This window comes from Chryseobacterium phosphatilyticum, from assembly GCF_002899825.2.
Taxonomy (GTDB): domain Bacteria; phylum Bacteroidota; class Bacteroidia; order Flavobacteriales; family Weeksellaceae; genus Chryseobacterium; species Chryseobacterium phosphatilyticum.
In genome coordinates this window covers 918,983-937,000 of the sequence record NZ_PPED02000001.1, presented here as the reverse complement: position 1 = coordinate 937,000, position 18,018 = coordinate 918,983, and the positions used below count along the sequence as shown (strand labels likewise).

At 34.8% G+C, this 18,018-nt stretch carries 20 protein-coding genes and 4 tRNA genes; 10 read left to right on the top strand and 14 right to left on the bottom strand.

The genetic code is table 11. The annotated features are described in order from the left end of the window. Nucleotides 1–10 precede the first annotated feature (10 nt). The 7 genes from C1631_RS04260 to C1631_RS04230 all read right to left on the bottom strand — a co-directional run bounded on the left by C1631_RS04260 (nt 11) and on the right by C1631_RS04230 (nt 6,148). Nucleotides 11–1,567: an L-type lectin family protein gene (locus C1631_RS04260; protein ID WP_228441009.1), complete on the bottom strand. Its 1,557-nt coding sequence runs from the start codon at nt 1,565–1,567 to the stop codon at nt 11–13. Between the two features lie 8 nt (nt 1,568–1,575). Further along, nucleotides 1,576–2,154 (bottom strand): phage tail-like protein, encoded by a 579-nt coding sequence (locus tag C1631_RS04255; RefSeq protein WP_109710657.1) that lies wholly within the window; start codon nt 2,152–2,154, stop codon nt 1,576–1,578. Nucleotides 2,155–2,723: 569 nt separating this feature from the next. Then, complete coding sequence (locus C1631_RS04250; RefSeq protein WP_109710656.1) at nt 2,724–3,083, bottom strand: DUF4180 domain-containing protein; 360 nt, start codon at nt 3,081–3,083, stop codon at nt 2,724–2,726. Between the two features lie 98 nt (nt 3,084–3,181). Beyond that, nucleotides 3,182–4,030 carry a peptide chain release factor N(5)-glutamine methyltransferase gene (prmC, locus tag C1631_RS04245; protein ID WP_109710654.1) on the bottom strand — a complete coding sequence of 283 codons (849 nt, stop codon included), beginning with the start codon at nt 4,028–4,030 and terminating at the stop codon, nt 3,182–3,184. Next, nucleotides 4,031–4,789: a peroxide stress protein YaaA gene (yaaA, locus tag C1631_RS04240; protein WP_109711455.1), complete on the bottom strand. Its 759-nt coding sequence runs from the start codon at nt 4,787–4,789 to the stop codon at nt 4,031–4,033. A gap of 4 nt (nt 4,790–4,793) precedes the next feature. Continuing rightward, nucleotides 4,794–5,501, bottom strand: coding sequence for a CPBP family intramembrane glutamic endopeptidase (locus C1631_RS04235; protein WP_109710652.1), 708 nt, complete (start codon nt 5,499–5,501; stop codon nt 4,794–4,796). A gap of 35 nt (nt 5,502–5,536) precedes the next feature. Beyond that, the gene (locus C1631_RS04230) at nt 5,537–6,148 is read right to left on the bottom strand and encodes an L-threonylcarbamoyladenylate synthase (RefSeq protein ID WP_109710649.1); all 612 of its coding nucleotides are present in this window, start codon (nt 6,146–6,148) and stop codon (nt 5,537–5,539) included. Nucleotides 6,149–6,249: 101 nt separating this feature from the next. Between C1631_RS04230 and C1631_RS04225 the strand changes: the two genes are divergently transcribed. From C1631_RS04225 to C1631_RS04210, 4 genes are all read left to right on the top strand, one after another. Beyond that, a tRNA-Met gene (locus C1631_RS04225) sits at nt 6,250–6,322 on the top strand. A 38-nt stretch (nt 6,323–6,360) separates the two neighbouring features. Beyond that, nucleotides 6,361–6,433: transfer RNA gene (locus C1631_RS04220), tRNA-Met, on the top strand. Nucleotides 6,434–6,471: 38 nt separating this feature from the next. Next, nucleotides 6,472–6,544, top strand: a tRNA-Met gene (locus C1631_RS04215). Between the two features lie 38 nt (nt 6,545–6,582). Next, nucleotides 6,583–6,655 (top strand) — tRNA-Met (locus tag C1631_RS04210). A gap of 70 nt (nt 6,656–6,725) precedes the next feature. On the opposite strand, the gene C1631_RS04205 is transcribed toward C1631_RS04210, so the two are convergent. The 4 genes from C1631_RS04205 to C1631_RS04190 all read right to left on the bottom strand — a co-directional run bounded on the left by C1631_RS04205 (nt 6,726) and on the right by C1631_RS04190 (nt 10,069). Further along, nucleotides 6,726–7,718: a terpene synthase family protein gene (locus C1631_RS04205; protein WP_109710647.1), complete on the bottom strand. Its 993-nt coding sequence runs from the start codon at nt 7,716–7,718 to the stop codon at nt 6,726–6,728. A 58-nt stretch (nt 7,719–7,776) separates the two neighbouring features. Then, nucleotides 7,777–8,790: a terpene synthase family protein gene (locus C1631_RS04200; protein WP_109710645.1), complete on the bottom strand. Its 1,014-nt coding sequence runs from the start codon at nt 8,788–8,790 to the stop codon at nt 7,777–7,779. A gap of 261 nt (nt 8,791–9,051) precedes the next feature. Next, complete coding sequence (locus C1631_RS04195) at nt 9,052–9,306, bottom strand: Ada metal-binding domain-containing protein (protein ID WP_109710643.1); 255 nt, start codon at nt 9,304–9,306, stop codon at nt 9,052–9,054. Nucleotides 9,307–9,355: 49 nt separating this feature from the next. Further along, nucleotides 9,356–10,069, bottom strand: coding sequence for a 2OG-Fe(II) oxygenase (locus tag C1631_RS04190; RefSeq protein ID WP_109710642.1), 714 nt, complete (start codon nt 10,067–10,069; stop codon nt 9,356–9,358). 173 nt (nt 10,070–10,242) lie between these two features. On the opposite strand from C1631_RS04190, the gene C1631_RS04185 reads away from it, so the two are divergent. Further along, a complete protein-coding gene (locus tag C1631_RS04185; protein ID WP_109710639.1) occupies nt 10,243–10,689 on the top strand; it encodes a GNAT family N-acetyltransferase in 447 nt (148 codons plus the stop codon). A gap of 323 nt (nt 10,690–11,012) precedes the next feature. On the opposite strand, the gene C1631_RS04180 is transcribed toward C1631_RS04185, so the two are convergent. Then, entirely contained in the window at nt 11,013–11,597 is a 585-nt protein-coding gene (locus C1631_RS04180) for a hypothetical protein (RefSeq protein WP_103249832.1), read from the bottom strand. Between the two features lie 334 nt (nt 11,598–11,931). On the opposite strand from C1631_RS04180, the gene C1631_RS04175 reads away from it, so the two are divergent. The 4 genes from C1631_RS04175 (at nt 11,932) to C1631_RS04160 (ending at nt 15,838) form a co-directional block, all read left to right on the top strand. Further along, nucleotides 11,932–12,297 carry a BlaI/MecI/CopY family transcriptional regulator gene (locus tag C1631_RS04175; protein ID WP_103249831.1) on the top strand — a complete coding sequence of 122 codons (366 nt, stop codon included), beginning with the start codon at nt 11,932–11,934 and terminating at the stop codon, nt 12,295–12,297. A gap of 5 nt (nt 12,298–12,302) precedes the next feature. Continuing rightward, the gene (locus C1631_RS04170; protein WP_109710638.1) at nt 12,303–14,162 is read left to right on the top strand and encodes a M56 family metallopeptidase; all 1,860 of its coding nucleotides are present in this window, start codon (nt 12,303–12,305) and stop codon (nt 14,160–14,162) included. A gap of 52 nt (nt 14,163–14,214) precedes the next feature. After that, complete coding sequence (locus tag C1631_RS04165) at nt 14,215–15,126, top strand: GLPGLI family protein (protein WP_109710637.1); 912 nt, start codon at nt 14,215–14,217, stop codon at nt 15,124–15,126. Between the two features lie 148 nt (nt 15,127–15,274). Beyond that, a complete protein-coding gene (locus C1631_RS04160) occupies nt 15,275–15,838 on the top strand; it encodes a sugar O-acetyltransferase (RefSeq protein WP_306461379.1) in 564 nt (187 codons plus the stop codon). Nucleotides 15,839–15,946: 108 nt separating this feature from the next. On the opposite strand, the gene fsa is transcribed toward C1631_RS04160, so the two are convergent. Continuing rightward, on the bottom strand, nt 15,947–16,600 hold the full coding sequence (fsa, locus tag C1631_RS04155) for a fructose-6-phosphate aldolase (protein ID WP_047429579.1): 654 nt from the start codon (nt 16,598–16,600) through the stop codon (nt 15,947–15,949). 232 nt (nt 16,601–16,832) lie between these two features. Between fsa and C1631_RS04150 the strand changes: the two genes are divergently transcribed. Further along, a complete protein-coding gene (locus C1631_RS04150) occupies nt 16,833–17,321 on the top strand; it encodes a YdeI/OmpD-associated family protein (protein WP_109710633.1) in 489 nt (162 codons plus the stop codon). 63 nt (nt 17,322–17,384) lie between these two features. Here the strand turns inward: C1631_RS04150 and C1631_RS04145 are convergent, their stop codons facing one another. Further along, nucleotides 17,385–17,945 carry a tetratricopeptide repeat protein gene (locus tag C1631_RS04145; protein WP_109710632.1) on the bottom strand — a complete coding sequence of 187 codons (561 nt, stop codon included), beginning with the start codon at nt 17,943–17,945 and terminating at the stop codon, nt 17,385–17,387. Between the last annotated feature and the right edge of the window lie 73 nt (nt 17,946–18,018).

Sequence of the window (18,018 nt, the reverse complement as noted above, 5' to 3'; positions counted from 1 at the left end):
TTACTGATTCTTACTCAGTTTTTATCTTTTGAGTTACATTTTTATTCGAAATAACGCAGGCCTTACTGCAATTGTTTGAATTTGAGATGTTGACTTGTATTAATCCGGGCATAGATCTGTAATCTTCCTGATTATAAGGAATCTCGGTTCCGTCTCTGCCTCCACCTTTTATGTCATATCGTATCTGAGCAACTCCGGTAAAACCATCAGCTGGTTTGAAAGAAAGTTTTCCGGTAGATGGATAATAGGTCCAGGTACCTTCATTATTCGTGTAAACTCCACCTACAATATTTGGAATGACAGCACCATTAATATCCAAAAATCTGAACGAGTTGAAATCAATATTATCATAAGAAGCCGTAGGAGGATTTTGCCCGTTTCTTTTAGAATAAGCAGCATCATTTAATAAGGGGGAGTATATTGATTTTATTTTAGGACATCCTGCAAACAAATCATCTGTTACTTCGGCTGCATATGGTTTACTTACTCCCAGGTTTTTTAATAAATGGATATTTTTAGCAGCACCCGTTGAGGCTGCAAATCCAATCCTGAAAGTAGCAGGAGGTGAAGTGTCCAGGGTTCTTACCTGATTGTTTTGCATGGCATTCTCCGTATATTTTAAAGATGTGGGATAGTAATAATTATCAACGATTTTCTCTTTAACAGTACCATGCTGAATCTCCAGGGTAACATTATAACCACCTGAAGGATTAGGGACTAATGTTACATAGGCTTTACGAAATCTCGCATCCGTATCACTTTGAGGAATTGAAGTTCCACCATTTTCCATATTGAACTGGCCAAAGTTGGGATTTTTAATACCCACATGCTTACCGGTCTGAACATCCAGGTAGACGGAACGGTTATTACTTGAAGGAGCCACATTGGTCGCTGTGCTGTACAATAATGGATACCCATTATATCCGGCAGGTTCTGAAGATGATAAATATTGATTTCCTCGCTTACCTCTTAAAGTTACATTACTACGCCCCCCAGCTAATGATACATCAGTAAGTCCGTTTCTTGTTCTGTCTCCCTGAAGGAATCTGGTTTTAAAATTTCCAAATTCATCCAGACCAATTCCTAAATAAGCTCCTCTCAGCCCCTCTAAATTTCCTCCCCATCTCGAGGTTCTCATCACATGAGTATAGCCTAATCCACCTCCGTAAGATCCAATATTGAGTTGTTGTTTGGGAATTGACCCATCTACTAAAAATATAGAAATACCATCTCCTCCATTGGAGTCTCCGCCATAGATTACATATTCGAATTCAAATTTTATTCCCTGATCACTTTTAAATATTTTATCAGCTAATATAACCCCACCGGAAATATTATTCACATTTCTGGTCAAACGTAAGCCATCAGTAGTAAAAGTTGCATCATTTTGAACACCACTTGTTGTTACTTTATAAGCTTCCTGAGGTTGTAATCCCTGAGTAAAGTTCACGAAATAGGGATAACCTGTTCCTTGTTCATTTTGCGCTCTGATGTTTTGAGAAAAAATAAACAATAAAGAAATAAATAAAAGCTTATTGTATACTGAAACTGAGATACTTTTCATCATAACTCAAATTATTTCACTACAAAAACAATATTAATAAAAGAGCAATCTGTTGCTGCGGCTTTTACATCATAAGTCATGACCCCTGTATCCGAAATAGAGATGTTACTGAATACATTGGAATCCGCGTCCGTTACATAATAATAAAGGTCTCTATTGGACGGGAAAAAAGGAATAGATGCTGGTGCACTCGTACTTTTAGCTTTCGGAGAACCAAATTGATTCTTGTATAATGTATATAAATCTTTAGTTTGAGCAGTGGCATTTCTGGAAGTATCAAAAGAAACACTTGGCATATAAAACATTTTAACTGCATTACCACTGATGCATAACCAATCGGGACTAGTTGGAGTACCAATGTTCTGGCTTAAACATTTTTTATCAGTGTCATAAATTAGAAGTGAATTGGCGGGGCTTGTAATTGCATTTCTTTGAGCAGTCGTGAGTCTGGGAATCAGCATTCCCCGATTTTGACTGTAAACATCAAGAGCAGCACTATTATCAGGAGCAGGAGTATTGATCCCTACCTGGGCGTTACAGAATAAAGCGATGCATAAAAAAGCGAAGGATAAGAAATGATTTTTCATCATAGTGTAATTTATTTTTTTGTTAAGGTTTGTGATCTATGAAATGATTTGTGTTTTATGGTTTAAGTTTTTTAATAAAATAGCATTGAATGGTAGAAAAAAAATTATAACAGTAAGTTGTACTGCATTATAAGATTTAATCTACGCACACAAAAGTTGCTACAGGAATTATAAGAACTTCTAAGAAGAGATTCTGTAAAATTTCTGTTAAAAAAAGAGTGAAAAAAATGTGAGTTAAAAGCCTTAATATGATGATATCAATATTGTTCGGCTGGTAAATAACTAAAATTCATACCTCTTGTGTTTGTTGCAAATATAGGAAAAATTACGTTAATCCATTGTATCTCAGGAGTTAAATTTATTTTTATTTATATTTTTAATTAAAAATAAATTTATTATTTAAATTATTATTTATTTTATCTATTTTATAGATTATTTTTCGGTAGCAAAATGGTAACATTCTGAAATACTTTTATTTAAAAAAAATGAAAATAAAAACCCCATAAAATTATTTTATGGGCATATTTGAATGAATTAATCTTTATTGTTTATTTCAAATTAAGAAAATTAAATTATTTTGAAAAATTCTCTAATGCTTCTTCCAGCAATTCTACAAAATTAATATGTTTTGTTTTGTTGCTTTCAAAAATAAAATCCTTCATGCTTTTGCTTTCATATTTACTGAAGTCACCAACAATAGCCAATCCGATACGATAGTTTGAAAATTTCTGAAGAATTTCACCGGCAATTTTTGTTTTCAGATCAAAAAAACCAGGGGTAATATTTTTTTCGTAGAGAACAACTTTATCAAATCCCTGGTAATAAATATTTCCCATAAGATCCAGTCCATCTTCGGCAGATCGGATGATGATTTCATCGGAAACTACTTCTGCAATTTTTGTATTGTTAATATGATGGGATTTGATTACCATGAGTGAAATGTTTTTGTTTTAATGAGTTGTCCAGCGAAATTAACAAAAAATATTTATTAAAGCCTTGAAAATAATTGACTTATCATGGATTAATACACTTACTTTTTTCCATAAATAAACCTGTCATTTTCAGACAAATCTTTTAGCAATCGGGCTTTGGAAAAGTAATGGTACAATTCCAATGTTTCCGGACCTAATTTCTGGTTGATTTCTAAAAATAAAAGGCCTCCGCTATTGAGGTGTTTTTTAGAGTCTTGTGCAATTTTTCTGTAAAAGATCAATGCATCAGAAGTAGGAGAGAAGAGTGCCATTTTAGGTTCAAATTCTTTAACAGAGTCAGCAATTTCAACTTCTTCTTCTATGCCGATATAAGGAGGATTTGAAATAATAATATCATATTGTTCTTTGAGTTCAAAATCCAGATAATCAGCATGAATAAAAGTTATATCCAGTTGGTGATATTCTGCATTTCGTTGAGCTGTTTGTAAAGCTTCTGCAGAGAAGTCAATGGAAGAGACTTGTGCCTCTGGAAAATGTTTTTTTAAAACAAGGGGAATAACACCGCTTCCCGTTCCGATATCCAATATCTTTACAACCTGAGCATTAAATCGTAAGTCCTGAATTTCACGGATGGCTATTTCTAGAAGTTCTTCTGTTTCAGGACGTGGAATCAGTACATTTTCGTCAACAAAGAATTTCATTCCGTAAAATTCACTTTCTCCCATGATCTGCTGGTAGGGTTTGCCTGTCTTTAATTGGGAAATTATACTGCAAAGTTGCTGTTCATCATCCACTAAAAGCTCCTGTTCGGAAAGCCTTCTTTGTTGGAAATTGTCAAAACCAACAATTTTATGTAAAAATATAGAGGATAAAAAAGCACTTTCCGACTCGGTATAAAGGTCGGAAAGTTCAGTTTTGAAATATTTTTTAAATGCTGAAATTGTCATCTATCTTGTAAAAACCAGTTTTGTATCTGTAGATTTTTCCTCGTCAATTCTATACCCTTCATAGTTGAATCCTTTGACATCGTCTAACGTTTTAGCGTTTGTTTCTGCACAATATCTCACGACGAGACCTCTTGCATGTTTGGTATATACTACGATGGTTTTTAGTTTTCCATCTTTTAATTCATAAAAATCAAAATCAACAACAGGATGGTTGAGTTTCTTTCTGTCGATTACTTTTCCATATTCATTGCTGGCAAGATGAAGAAGAACTTCACCTTTTTTCATCTCAGAATTCAGTTGTTCAGTAATCTTTTCTCTCCAGAAGTCATATAAGTTTTTATATTGATCAAACTTAAAGGGACGTCCCATTTCCAAGCGGTAAAGCATTACTCTATCAGATGGTCTCAACAGACCATACAGCCCGGAAAGCATTCTGTAATTCTTTTGCAGGTAATCTACCGCATCTTTATCCAGTGTTTTGGCATCTAATCCTCTGTACACTTCTCCTGTAAAAGCAAACATTGCAGGTGCAGATTCTTTGGATGTAGGTTTGGATTTCCATTTTTGGTTTCTTTCCCAGTTTTCATCTGCCAGCTTTGGAGATATTTCCATGAGCTCGGAAAGATATTTTGGAGACTTCTCTTTTAAATAAGATTGTATAAATGCTGCATTTTCAATAAATTTTGGAGTAGTTGATTTCAACAGGTCTGTTGAGTTTTCTACATTCATTAATTTCGCAGGGGATGTTACAATTTTCATAATGTTAAAATACAGATAAGTGTTTAATATCAAGACTATTCATAATCATCAATGACACAAAGTCAATCATAAAATGACAGATGATCAGAATTTTAATATTTGAATATTTTTTATAAAATAAGGCAAAAACGAGTCCAATAAAGAAAGGAATAGCAACCTGACCTATGGTTCCGTATGTACTGTGTAAAATTCCAAACAAGATAGCTGAAACCAAAACTCCTGAAATCGGACTATTATATATGTTTTCAATCCTGGGTTGTATATACCCACGCATCAGAAATTCTTCCACAGCACCTGCCGTAAAGCAGGTAAAAATAATTAAAAAATAATTATTTCTAAAAATTGATGTAAGTTCAAAAAGTTTATCACTCATTTTTTCCTGAGTTATGAACTGAAGTGCTGCATTGATCAATGCCCCGCCGACAACACAGATAAGATATAGACTGATGATGGACTTGATAGAAAACGATAAGGCAAATTTATTTTCCTTCTTAAGTAAAAAAGGCCCTTTTTCAACCAGTTTACTATATAAAAGTAGAATCAGTAAAATGGTCCAGAGCGCAATTCTGCTGAGAGAAAAAGTGAATGTTGTAATGTTTTTTATCCCTGTCATCATATAAATGACGGGGAAAACATATAACATTGCTGCTGCCAGAAGTGTAAAAGTGAGTAAAATTCCTATCGAATATTTCCCATTAATTCGTATTGCCATGTTTCCTCTGTACCCCTAGAATGATAAACTTTCCTTTAAATAATTCCCTTTCCCTGACGGATAATTTCAGGTTCTCCGGAAGTAAGATCTACAATCGTTGATGCAACATTATCACCATATCCTGAATCAATGACAATATCTACAAGATGATCATATTTTTCAGCGATAAGCTCAGGATCAGTAGAGTATTCAATAATTTCATCATCATCTTTAATGGAAGTTGATGCAATAGGATGCCCCAGTTTTTCAACAATAAGTTGTGGAATGGGGTGGTCAGGAACACGAATACCAATCGTTTTATGACCCTTATAGGCTAAAGGTAAACTTTTATTGGCATCAAGGATGAAGGTAAATGGTCCTGGAAGATGGCTCTTCAAAAATCGGAAAACGGAAGTGTCAATGGGCCTTGTAAAGTCCGAAAGATGACTCAGATCATTACAGATAATCGAAAACTTTGCCTTCTCCAGCTTCATCTTTTTCAGTTGAGCCAGCTTTTCCATGGCTTTTATATCAAAAATATTGCAGCCTAAAGCGTAAATGGTATCTGAAGGATAGATAATCAAACCACCATTATTCAAAGTTTTAATAACCTCATTTATAAGATTTTCCTGCGGGTTATCAGGATAAATTTTTAATATTTTTGCCATAAAACAAAGATACAAATAATAAAATAGTTTTTATAAAAGTCCTTTATTTAAAAGAAAAATTAGGACTTTCAAAAAAAAGTCGTACATTTGCAATCCAATATCGCGGGATGGAGCAGTAGGTAGCTCGTCGGGCTCATAACCCGAAGGTCATCGGTTCGAGTCCGGTTCCCGCTACTAAGTAAGTGCTTTCGGTAAGCACTCTAAAAATACACCGCGGGATGGAGCAGTAGGTAGCTCGTCGGGCTCATAACCCGAAGGTCATCGGTTCGAGTCCGGTTCCCGCTACTAAGTAAGTGTTTTCGGTAAACACTCTAAAAATACACCGCGGGATGGAGCAGTAGGTAGCTCGTCGGGCTCATAACCCGAAGGTCATCGGTTCGAGTCCGGTTCCCGCTACTAAGCAAGTGTTTTCGGTAAGCACTCTAAAAATACACCGCGGGATGGAGCAGTAGGTAGCTCGTCGGGCTCATAACCCGAAGGTCATCGGTTCGAGTCCGGTTCCCGCTACTAAAAAAGAGAAGCAATATAACATTGCTTCTCTTTTTTTTCATCAGATATAGGGAATAAAAAATTTTATTTACATTTTAGTTTCAGCCTCTGGCCAGGCAAATCCCACTCCGCCATGTCGGTATCTTTCAGTTTCCAGATAAAAAGAATTTACTCCCTGCAATCCCACTCCTGCATAATGAACAAATTTATCAACATGCTCTTGATACTCACCAAATTCACGGTACTCGGCATGTAAAGCAAGTAATTTTTCCATTTCTTCATTATGTATGCAAAATGCGCGGTCACAAGCATCCTTTAATGAAAGATTATATTCTTGTTGCAATACAAAAACAAGATTAAAAACTTCCGTTCCCTTTGCCATTTCTTTTGGCAGAGAATGAATGTCATTTTGCCATGCAACAACTAAGGTCATATGAGATATCATTTTTTGAACAACAACATGTTCAAAAATATGTTCCGGAAGAACAAGACCTGATTCAATTTCACCCAAGATTAAATATGGACGCATAAGAACGGAATACTCGCGAATGGTTTTGAAAAGTGTGAGTGACGGGGGGTGTTGCGCTATTTTATAAGGATATTCCAGTTCAATCCCATATCTGAAAGATTGATAGAAATAATAGATGAAACGTTCAACCCATAGATCTGGCATGAACGCACGGAATTCATCTCTAATTAATGCCATATGCTGATAAAGTGCATTTTCATCCGACTTTGGCTGATCGCCTTTAAGAATATCTACACAACGAATCCGTAACTGTTGGATTTCTTCAAGAGAAGAATTTTCTACTTGATCATCAAGAGCAACATACTGGAGCATAAACCTGTTGCATGGAATGGTCTGCTCATAGGTTAAGTCGGGCCACATACGTGCGGTACACATGTGCAATTTCATTTTTTTGTATGTTTCACGTTGTTTTTCTGTAAGGAAAGTATAGTCATTATCAATCCATCCATCCATATCTTTCCCCATCTGTTCTGCATGTGGATTGATAAGATCTGGCCAAGGATAATACCCACGGGGTAAATAATCTTTTGAATTATATTCTTCTGGTGTCATATTGTTTTGAATTTAAATGGGTGAAATATAGTACAACAGTTTTTAATTACTGTTTTATTTATATCTGATCGAGTTTTGCCTTGAGCTCCGTCGCTCCTGGAAATTCAGCTTGGTTATACCGATCCAGTTTCGTGGAAATATTCTTCCAGCCGCTTAGAACCATGCTCATATAATGTACCCAGTTAACAACCGCATCCTGCCATATTCCAAAATCAGGTAGTGAGGCTTGCAACTCCAGAAATTCTTTGAGGTCTTCATTGTGTAAGCGAAGATCTTCAAGGCAGGCTTCCTTCAATGACATTTGTCGTTCATGTTGAAGCACTTTTACGATATTATAATAGATGCTATCTGTTGCCTCATCTTTTATGACTGACTGTACCTCGTTGAAAAATGTTACCAGATGGCAGGCTAATGCTTGCAAACGCTGGATTACCGGATGCTCATGTATTTCAGGAGGAAGAATAATGCCGGTCTCAAGTTCTGTCAGCTGCAGGAACGGATAGAGGCATATAGAATTTTCACGTAACGTAATGCATTCTGCTACCGTGGGATAAGTTTTACTTTTTTTATACTTTAACTCTGTTTCCAGACCTCTGAAGTATCTGCTGATCATGTGGGTAAAACGAGAGATAGATTCTTGTGGAATAAACTGTAACAACTCTTCTCTCAGGGAAGCTAGCATTGATCCTAAAGGTATTCCGGATTCTGCAGCGGTCATTTCACCATTTAAAATTGCTACTGATTGAATATGTACATATTCGATATCATTAGGATCGCTCTCTTCATAAAGATCATCATTGTATAACGTCCACAACATCAGCCTGCAGATAGGTTTAAATCTTTCAGGAGATGCGGTAGGGAACCATTGCGCAGCAATATGTGCTGTTTTGGTTTTTTTGTATTTTTTACGAAGATCTGGATTCTGTTCATAAAGCCATAAATATTCTCCATCGATCCATTGGTTCTCAGTAACCTCTTGCAGTTGTTCTGCATTGGGGTTTTTTAGTGTTGGGAAGGGGTATCTGAACTGCTTACGTAGCAGTTCAAGAGTACTGAAATTTTCATAATTCATGATTAACTGTTTTTTGATTTGATGTAAGAGCTAATGTATGAATTTAATTAAATAATATGCTTAATTTTATTAATAAATTATTTATAATTGTTTATTGGTGGTTTTATTTTAATTTTTATTGTATGTAACTTAATTGTGATATATGATAAATACACGCATTTTCAATTGAATTTAAATTTTTTTTTCACTTTTTGCTCTATATATCAAACACACGGAATATTGATATGAGATCTGGGTTGGTTTGCTCTCTTACAATTGCTTTTATTTTATGTTCAGATGTATTGCCTTCCATATTTTATATTCTTTTCTCATACAATGTCCACAGGGACGATATTTGTTTTTTAATGCTTCATATTCATTTGAAAAAAAAACTCTGTTTTCTATTTTCATTCTTTTTCCTGATTGACAACTGAGTAATCCATAAATCTTTAGTTTTCTATTTCCTCCAAGGCCAATTTCATGATTGTGGATCTTACTTCTTAAGCTTTTGGATGATATTTGGGAATGATAAATCATGATTTTTAATTAAATGTTTTGTACAAACAATTCAGATGTGTTTTTAAGACTAACTCGTTGCATCATGGAAGATGATTCCCAATGCATAGCGTTTACCTTGTTTTACTTCACTTACACCGTGTTTCATATGTACCCTGTAATATCCTTTACTCCCTTTTTCAGGTTTAAAATTTGTAGTAAAGATAAGAACATCTCCTTTTTTAGGCTTTATGACAATTGCTTTGGATTGAGCTCTTGGAACCTGCTGAGTCAATACAAATTCTCCTCCCGTAAAATCTTTGTCCGGATCGCTTAACATCAATACAGCTTGAATGGGAAAATAGATGTCACCATACAAATCCTGATGTAGTGTGTTGAAGCCTCCTTCTCCATATTTTAGGATCAAAACAGTTGCTTTTTGTTGATTAGCAGAATGACATTGCTGTAAAAACGCTGAGTGTTTTGACGGATAGTGCATATCAATATGTAAGGCTTTAAACCATGAATTAGCGATAGAAGCAAGATGTGGATATAGGTGGGTTCTTAGATTTTGGATTAAATCCGGTAATGGATAATCAAAGTACCTGTACTCACCCAGGCCGAAACGATGTCTCGCCATGATAACCGTTTTACGATATAATGAAGCTTGATCATAAGCTAAGATTAATGACTGACAGTCTTCTTCAGTTAATACACCGGGAATCAGGGCATATCCGTTTTGGTGCATCTCTTCTGTAATGTTTTGCCAATCAGTATCTTCTATTTTCTGGATAATTGATGTCATTTATTTTGTTTTATCCTGCAAAGATCACATGTTATTTCCGGGTAGAAAATCCGAAACATGTGGTATTTGTTTTGTTGAAAAAAAGCTGGACCAGCGATATAGCTTTAATCTGGATGATAAAAAGGGGGCTTTTTAGAAATACTTTTGCATTGTCAAACTAAATAAATATAACGATGAATTACAGTATTAAAAAAGCAAGTCTTGAGGATCTTGATGAAACAGCAGAATTATTCAACCTGTATCGTGTTTTTTACAGACAGGAATCTGATGTGGAAAAAGGAAAGGCTTTTCTTAAAGAAAGATTTTTAAACAGCGAATCTGATATTTTTCTGACCATGGCTGACGGAAAGGCTGTAGGTTTTGTACAGCTTTATAAATTGTTTCACTATACCAGATTGCAAAAACAGTGGTTGCTGAGTGATTTATTTGTACATCCGGATTACAGAGGGAAAGGATTGTCGGTAGCTCTTATTAACCGTAGTAAACAATGGTGTGAAGAGACAGGAGCCTGTGGACTGATGCTGGAAACCGAGAAAACCAATGATATTGGAAATACATTATATCCCCGTTGCAGTTTTGAATATGACGGGCTGCATAATTATTACTATTGGTGGAAATAAGTTAAAACTAAAACTAACAGAAAGCACAGAATTACCAATATCTTTAAGTAGTATTACTTCTACAAAGTATAGGATTTAATTCTACAGGTATTTTTCTACAGGTAGAGCACATAATTCTATTTTTGTATTGCTCTTACAGGTCATGGGTAGGACAGTTTGATCCTGTAAGAGTGTTTGCAATAAAATCTCCGCCGATTTCTACTTTTTCCCCGAAGTTTTATGATTAGTACCACAAAACTGCTTTTTCCGGCGGAGGTTTTTTGCTTTAAATAACAAAGAGAACTACATCTGTAGTTCTCTTTGTTATTTTATTATGATTGCTTCTATTGAGCAAGCTGATTATAAGGAGTAAGTTTATTATCATCAGACATTGTCTGTCCCAAAAATTCCCTTTTCTGATCGGCTTTCATTCTTGCGGCTGCATCATAGGCATTAAAGTAAGCTTCACTTAATTTTGTCGTGATATCTGCCGGTTTGAAATCAAATTTTGTATCCCCTTCTACTCCCAGGTAACCATTCTTCTTGGTAAGATTTGAAATATAATTATTGTAATTGATAAAGGTGTTTCTTAAATACTGAGTATGGTATTCCATACATTTTTTAGCTTTCTTGGAAGAGTTGTTTAAAATACAGTTCTTCATATTGTTTCTGTATAAGTACCACTCAGATTCTAAAATGCCATATTCTTTACCTACGGCAACTTTCCCGTTGTTGACAATAGTATTATCTCCTTCTTTGGTAGCGATAGTCTGTAGATGTTTAATAACCAATGGAACGGTAGCTTCGATTTTTGATTTTGTATCCTTTAATATACTAAGATCGGCAGCGGGAGAAGAGCTTTTCTTTTGTGCCGTAGTAATGTTAAAAATTAGCAGTAATAGTACAATCAATAAATTATATCTTTTCATGAGAAATTTTTAAAGCACTAAAATAAATATAATTTCCCGGTTTAAACAAATTCATTTTAATTTTATTTAATAAAAATTAACAAGTTTTAAGAAATTGAGGTTGAAACAGCTATTTTTATGCTGATTAGCTAGGTGATAATTTGACTCCAATGAAAAATTAATATATTTTATGTAAATTTATTTTATTGATTTTCAGTTATTTATGTTTCAATAATGTTTTATCACTAAAAAAATAGTTGTTCTATTCAGATTTATTTCTACATTTGTATAACTAATTTATTAGTGATATGAAAATTGAGTACTTGATATCATTATAACAATAAATGAACAGGATATGAAAATTCAAACTTTAACAAAAGCAGAGGAGCAGGTAATGCAGTATCTATGGAAAATTGAAAAAGGATTTCTTAAAGATGTTCTTGATCTTTTCCCTGAGCCCAAACCTCATACCAATACTGTTTCAACAATTTTAAAAGTATTGAAGGACAAAGAATTCGTAGATTTTCATGTTTATGGAAGACAACATGAATATTTTCCGTTGGTATCCAAAGAACAATATTCAGGGAAAACGATGAAAAGTCTTGTAAAAAACTATTTTAAAGGGTCCTACAAAAGTGCCGTTTCATTTTTGGTAGAAAAGAATGAAATGACTGTAGAGGATCTTGAAATGTTGCTGGATGAACTCAAAAAGAAAAATTAATAACCATGGAAGCTCTACTATTGTACTTTGGAAAAGTAATTTTATGTTCTGGTGTAACATTTTTGTACTATCAGTTGTCTTTAAAAGACAAGACGTTCCATCATTATAACAGATTTTATCTGCTGTCTGCAATGTTGATATCGCTGCTTTTACCGCTTATCAAAGTAGAAGATTTTACGATAGAGGTGAATAATGATATGTATATGCTTCTTGATAAAATTCAGAATTTTAATACAGAAAAAAACTTAAACAATGGTAACCTTTATTTTAACATTATTTTTTCAACTCTGGGACTGGTTTCTCTCTATCTTTTAGGGAAATTGATTTATGGGATTTTTAGAATCCAGCAGTTTAAAAAACAGTTTCAGAAAGAAAGTTTTGACGGGATCAATTTTTACCGTACAGACCTGACTGAAGCTCCTTTTTCATACTTTAAAAATCTTTTCTGGAAGAATACAATTATATTGAATTCTGATATTGGAAAACAGATTTTAAAACATGAAATGGTGCATATTGAACAGAAACACTCATTTGATAAAATATTTATTGAATTGATGACCTCCGTTTTCTGGTTCAATCCGTTCTTTCATCTGATCAAAAAAGAAATTAACTTAATACATGAATATCTGGCTGATAAAAAAGCCGTAAAACATTCGGACACAAAAGCATTTGCGCAGATGCTTTTGGCAAGCCACTTTTCCGGAACACAGTTGCCTGCCACCAGTCCGTTTCTTAGTTCAAACCTTAAAAAAAGACTTAAGATGCTACAAAAACCAAAAACCAAATTCGGGTATGCGCGAAGAATTTTTGCCCTGCCGGTTGTCTTTACTATTGCTTTCGCTTACCTGGTGAATGCAAAGAACAAAGAAATTGAAGAAACAAACCTTTCCATTAAGCAAGCCGTTTCACAGATACAGAAAGACACTGTAAAGTCTGAGAAAACAGAACATCAAACCCTGGAATCAAAAGCGATGAATCCTGGTGATGACAAAAAACTGGCTGAAATTGAAAAGAAAATTGATAAAAAAGGAAAAGAGCTCGATAAGCTAAAGCCGGGAAGTGATGCTTTTAACAAAAAAATAAAAGAAATCAATGATCTTGCCGGAGAAATAGGAAAGTTAGCAGACAATGCTGCTTTAAAAGCAACTACAGAATATTTCAGATCTCCGGAATGGAAAAACAAAATGCAGGAAATTGAAAATATGAAGGTTGAAATTCCGGATCTTTCCAATATCGATGTAGATGTTGATTTTCCTGATCCGCCAGCTGAACCAACAGAACATGCAGCTCCTCTATCTTCTCCGAAAAGTCCTAAAGTGGCCTACTTTAAAGATAGCAATGTTTCCTATTATAAAGACTTAAGCCCTAAAGAAAAAGAAGAAGTCCGCAAAGCAATGAAAGATGCCAAAAAAGCGCTCAAAGAAAGTGAAAAAGCAAGAAAAGAAAGCGATAAAGCAAGGCAGGAAGCAGATAAAGTAAGGGGTGAAAGTGATAGAATCAGACTGGATGCTGATAAAATAAGAAAGGAAGCTGAAAAAGCAAAGATTGAGGCTGAAAAGGTAGCCAAAGAAAGCGTGAACAATTTCAGAAATATGAGCTTTACCACCACCACAGGTTCTCCTAAAGTAATGATTATGCAGGCGGATTATATTAAAAAAGACGGGAATGGAAATGTAGGCCTGAATGGAATTAAGAAATTCAAGGTAATTGGACCGGATAATATAAAATACTATATCGACGGAAGACCGGTTTCTAAAGAAGAAGCCAATTCCTTAAACCCGGATACTATCGCCAGTATTAACGTTAACAAAAGAAATCTGGCAAAAGGTACTGATGACGAGATAAGAATTCAGACAAAGAAATAAAGTTTCACCAAGCTTTGTCAATCCTATTGACAAAGCTTTTTTTATAATACATATGAAAAGTAAAAGTACAATTCTATTTTTTTTATTGCTGGGAATCATGGCCGGCGCGCAGGTCAACAGATTTTTTTATGAGTATAAATTTATCCCCGATTCTGATCATAAAGAAGAGGTGAAAAAGGAAATGATGTTGCTGGATATTGATAAAAACGGATCTCATTATTATAGTCAGGATACATTTGTAGCAGATTCCATTGGAAGGGCAGAGCTGGAGAAACAGTTAAAAGCCGGCGGTGGAAACATAAGTGTCAACAAACGTGAAAAACCGGGACAGGTTTCTTACAAGGTGTCCAAGTCATATCCTGATTTTAAAACCTACCTTTTCAGAAAAATTTCCATGGATAATTATAAAATACGGGAGGATAAAAAACCGGAATGGAAAATATTGCCTGAAAAACAAAAGATTGGGGAATATAATACTCAAAAAGCCACTGCTAGTTTGGGCGGAAGAGAATGGACTGCCTGGTTTTCAACAGATATTCCTTTTCAGGACGGACCTTATATTTTTTATGGATTACCCGGACTTATTATAAAACTTGAAGATAGTACAGGCTCTCATACCATGATATTGGTCGGAAATAAGACCGTAAAAACTCCGGACACAGAAAAAGAAATGCAGATGCCGGAAAATGTAAAAGTTCTCGGACTGGGAGGAAAGGATATTGAGGTTTCCAAAGACCAGTTTAAAAAAGCCTGGAAAGCTTATGTGAATGATCCTACCAAAAATATGCGTGAACTGATGATGAAAAATGGTGGTGAATCAGGTAACAGAGTTGTTTTTAAGGTAAAAACTGCAGATGGAAAAGAAATCTCTGACCCGAATCAGGTATTCAGAGAGATGGAAAAAAGAACGAAAGAAATGCTTCAAAAAGATAACAACCCGATTGAACCGGATCTGGTGAATTAAATTATTTTATTTTACAAAAAAACAGGATGCTTCTCAGGTAATCCTGTTTTTTGTTTTTATAAGATCATGATAAAAGTTTATGCACAAAACTTCGTATTATAAGGACTAATATCTATATTTTTATCATCCTAAACCTTGAATTTTTAATATGATGACAGAAAAGGAAAAATGTGCAGCCGGACTTCTATACAATGCCAATTATGATCAGGAATTAATTGATGAACGTATTGCCTGCAAGGATTTGTGCCTTGAATATAACGGATTAAAAAATTCCGATGCTGAAGGAAGAAGAAATCTGCTCCTCAGAATCATAGGCAATATAAAAGGAAATATCTGTATAGAACCTTCTTTTTGGTGCGATTACGGATATAATATAGAGGTAGGAGAGAACTTTTATGCCAACCATAACCTGATTATTTTAGATTGTGCTCCTGTGAAATTTGGAAACCATGTTTTTATTGGTCCCAATTGCAGCTTTTATACAGCCGGACACCCTCTCGATGTGCAACAAAGAAATGAAGGTCTGGAGTACGCACACTCTATTACCATAGGAGATAATGTATGGTTTGGAGGAAATGTTGTTGTATTACCGGGAGTTTCGATAGGAAATAATTCAGTGATTGGTGCAGGAAGTATTGTGACCAAAGATATCCCTGATAATGTCGTGGCAGTAGGAAATCCTTGTAAGGTGGTCAAAAATATTGATAATTAAAAGTAAATAAGCTAGGTAGCTCTATTCATCACAAACTTCTATGATTGATAAGTTAATAAAAAAACCGGAACGAAATTCCGGTTTTTTTATTAAGATTGAAATCTGTTTTTATGCTAATTTCTGAGAATCTGCAATAAATTGAGCTAATCCGCTATCTGTTAATGGGTGCTTCAATAAGCTCAAGATCGGAGGAAGTGGAGATGTAATTACATCAGCTCCGATTTTAGCACAATCAATGATATGCATTGAATGACGGATGGAGGCAGCTAAAATTTCAGTTTCATACATATAGTTATCAAAAATTAATCTGATCTCCTGAATAAGGTTAAGACCGTCTGTAGAAATATCATCTAATCTTCCAAGGAATGGAGAAACATAAGTCGCTCCTGCTTTAGCAGCTAAAAGTGCTTGTCCCGGAGAGAAAATCAACGTACAGTTGGTTCTGATTCCTTTGTCTGAAAAATATTTTAAAGCTTTGATACCGTCCTTGATCATTGGTATTTTTACTACAATATTCGGGTGAATAGCAGCCAGCTCATCTCCTTCCTTGATCATTTCTTCATAGGTTGTAGAAAGTACTTCAGCAGAAATATCTCCGTCTACAAGCTCACAGATCGTTTTATAATGGTTTTTGATTGCTTCAGCTCCCTGAATTCCTTCTTTAGCCATTAATGATGGGTTGGTGGTTACACCATCTAAGATTCCAAGATCTCTAGCTTCCTTGATTTGCTCTAAATTAGCTGTGTCAATAAAAAATTTCATTTCGTTAAATTAAAGATTTATTCTTACAAAGATAGGGAATTAATTGAGTTTTGAAATATGAATTTTATGGGATAGCAGTTTGAGGATAGCAGAGTTTTAGAGTAAGAAAGTGAGGAGAGTTTGGAGTTTGAATGGAGAAAGGGGCGAACATATAAGAATTTAATGATCACAAAAAAAACCGGGTTAATGTAAAGTCTATTTATTAATTTTACCCTTAACTTTTAACTGATATATGCAAAACAAATCTTTCAAGGCTGTGCTGGAAATTATTGGTATCAATCCATTTGTTTTTATTCCGGAAGAAATTCTGGACACAATTTTTGATGATTCCGGAAAAAGTAAAAGTCCGATTCCGGTGAAAGGAACGGTTAATGGGCAAGAATTTCAGCAAAATTTGATGAAATACCTTGGGGAGTGGAGATTGTACATTAATACAGTCATGCTTAAAAAATCTCCTAAAAGAATAGGAGAAACTATTGAAATAGTGGTGGAATATGATGATTCTGACAGAAGTATTTCTATTCATCCCAAATTGGGACAAGCAATCAAAGACAGTGCTCTTGCTGCTGCAAACTTTGAAAAACTGACCCCTTCAAGACAAAATGAATTGATCCGTTACATCAATAATTTAAAAACCGAGGCAAGCATCCAGCGGAATATTGAAAAAATTATAAGCCACCTGCATGGTGAAAAGGACTTTTTTGGAAAGATGATTGATTAAGAAAAGAGGTGATGCCCACTTCAGATAAAATAAAATCCGGAAAATTTTTCCGGATTTTGAATACTATGAATTTAAAGTTTTGCTAAGTTTTATGGCATCCTGATTAGTAGGATCATACTGTATAGATTTAGCAATGTGTTCTTTCGCTTTGTTTGGATTGCTCTGCTGTTCTGTAAAAGCAAGATAAAAATAAGCATACGCCAGATTTTTCTTATTTTGCTCTACTTCTTCAGGCTTTACCGTTGCAATATACTTTTCGTACGCAAGTTTTGCATTGGTGTCATCTTTAGCAGATTGATAGGCGTAAGCCTGGCTATAATATGATGGGGCCCAATCCGGGAGTAAAGCTGAAATCTTTTTCCATGTATCAATAGCATTGGTCCAGTCTGATGCTTCCTGATATGCTGTAGCCAGTTTTGCTAAAGACTCAGCATCTTTTGGATTGGCTTCAATTTGTTTCTTAAGACCTTCAATAGTAGGGTTGGCTGTTTGACTTGTGGCTGCTATATTAGCTGTTTTGGCAGTACTGTCCGCCTGAGTAGTTTGTGCATGGGCAAAACCTGCACCTCCTACAAGTAGTAAACCTAAAAAAAGATTTTTAATATTAACTTTCGGCATTTTCATAATCGTATATTTTTAAAATTCTAACTGTTGAAGTTCAAGAATAATTCCAGAAAAGCTCAAATTTTAGAAGCTT

What these genes read in the sequence shown, in the direction of transcription:
- C1631_RS04205 (WP_109710647.1), bottom strand. Translation starts at nt 7,718, where the DNA reads ATGACACCAGAAGAATATAATTCAAAAGATTATTTACCCCGTGGGTAT.
- prmC (WP_109710654.1), bottom strand. Translation starts at nt 4,030, where the DNA reads ATGACAATTTCAGCATTTAAAAAATATTTCAAAACTGAACTTTCCGAC.
- C1631_RS04165 (WP_109710637.1), top strand. Translation starts at nt 14,215, where the DNA reads ATGAAAAGTAAAAGTACAATTCTATTTTTTTTATTGCTGGGAATCATG.
- C1631_RS04195 (WP_109710643.1), bottom strand. Translation starts at nt 9,306, where the DNA reads ATGATTTATCATTCCCAAATATCATCCAAAAGCTTAAGAAGTAAGATC.
- C1631_RS04150 (WP_109710633.1), top strand. Translation starts at nt 16,833, where the DNA reads ATGCAAAACAAATCTTTCAAGGCTGTGCTGGAAATTATTGGTATCAAT.
- C1631_RS04145 (WP_109710632.1), bottom strand. Translation starts at nt 17,945, where the DNA reads ATGAAAATGCCGAAAGTTAATATTAAAAATCTTTTTTTAGGTTTACTA.
- C1631_RS04250 (WP_109710656.1), bottom strand. Translation starts at nt 3,083, where the DNA reads ATGGTAATCAAATCCCATCATATTAACAATACAAAAATTGCAGAAGTA.
- C1631_RS04175 (WP_103249831.1), top strand. Translation starts at nt 11,932, where the DNA reads ATGAAAATTCAAACTTTAACAAAAGCAGAGGAGCAGGTAATGCAGTAT.
- C1631_RS04190 (WP_109710642.1), bottom strand. Translation starts at nt 10,069, where the DNA reads ATGACATCAATTATCCAGAAAATAGAAGATACTGATTGGCAAAACATT.
- C1631_RS04160 (WP_306461379.1), top strand. Translation starts at nt 15,275, where the DNA reads ATGATGACAGAAAAGGAAAAATGTGCAGCCGGACTTCTATACAATGCC.
- yaaA (WP_109711455.1), bottom strand. Translation starts at nt 4,789, where the DNA reads ATGAAAATTGTAACATCCCCTGCGAAATTAATGAATGTAGAAAACTCA.
- C1631_RS04180 (WP_103249832.1), bottom strand. Translation starts at nt 11,597, where the DNA reads ATGAAAAGATATAATTTATTGATTGTACTATTACTGCTAATTTTTAAC.
- C1631_RS04260 (WP_228441009.1), bottom strand. Translation starts at nt 1,567, where the DNA reads ATGATGAAAAGTATCTCAGTTTCAGTATACAATAAGCTTTTATTTATT.
- C1631_RS04200 (WP_109710645.1), bottom strand. Translation starts at nt 8,790, where the DNA reads ATGAATTATGAAAATTTCAGTACTCTTGAACTGCTACGTAAGCAGTTC.
- C1631_RS04230 (WP_109710649.1), bottom strand. Translation starts at nt 6,148, where the DNA reads ATGGCAAAAATATTAAAAATTTATCCTGATAACCCGCAGGAAAATCTT.
- C1631_RS04255 (WP_109710657.1), bottom strand. Translation starts at nt 2,154, where the DNA reads ATGATGAAAAATCATTTCTTATCCTTCGCTTTTTTATGCATCGCTTTA.
- C1631_RS04170 (WP_109710638.1), top strand. Translation starts at nt 12,303, where the DNA reads ATGGAAGCTCTACTATTGTACTTTGGAAAAGTAATTTTATGTTCTGGT.
- C1631_RS04235 (WP_109710652.1), bottom strand. Translation starts at nt 5,501, where the DNA reads ATGGCAATACGAATTAATGGGAAATATTCGATAGGAATTTTACTCACT.
- C1631_RS04185 (WP_109710639.1), top strand. Translation starts at nt 10,243, where the DNA reads ATGAATTACAGTATTAAAAAAGCAAGTCTTGAGGATCTTGATGAAACA.
- fsa (WP_047429579.1), bottom strand. Translation starts at nt 16,600, where the DNA reads ATGAAATTTTTTATTGACACAGCTAATTTAGAGCAAATCAAGGAAGCT.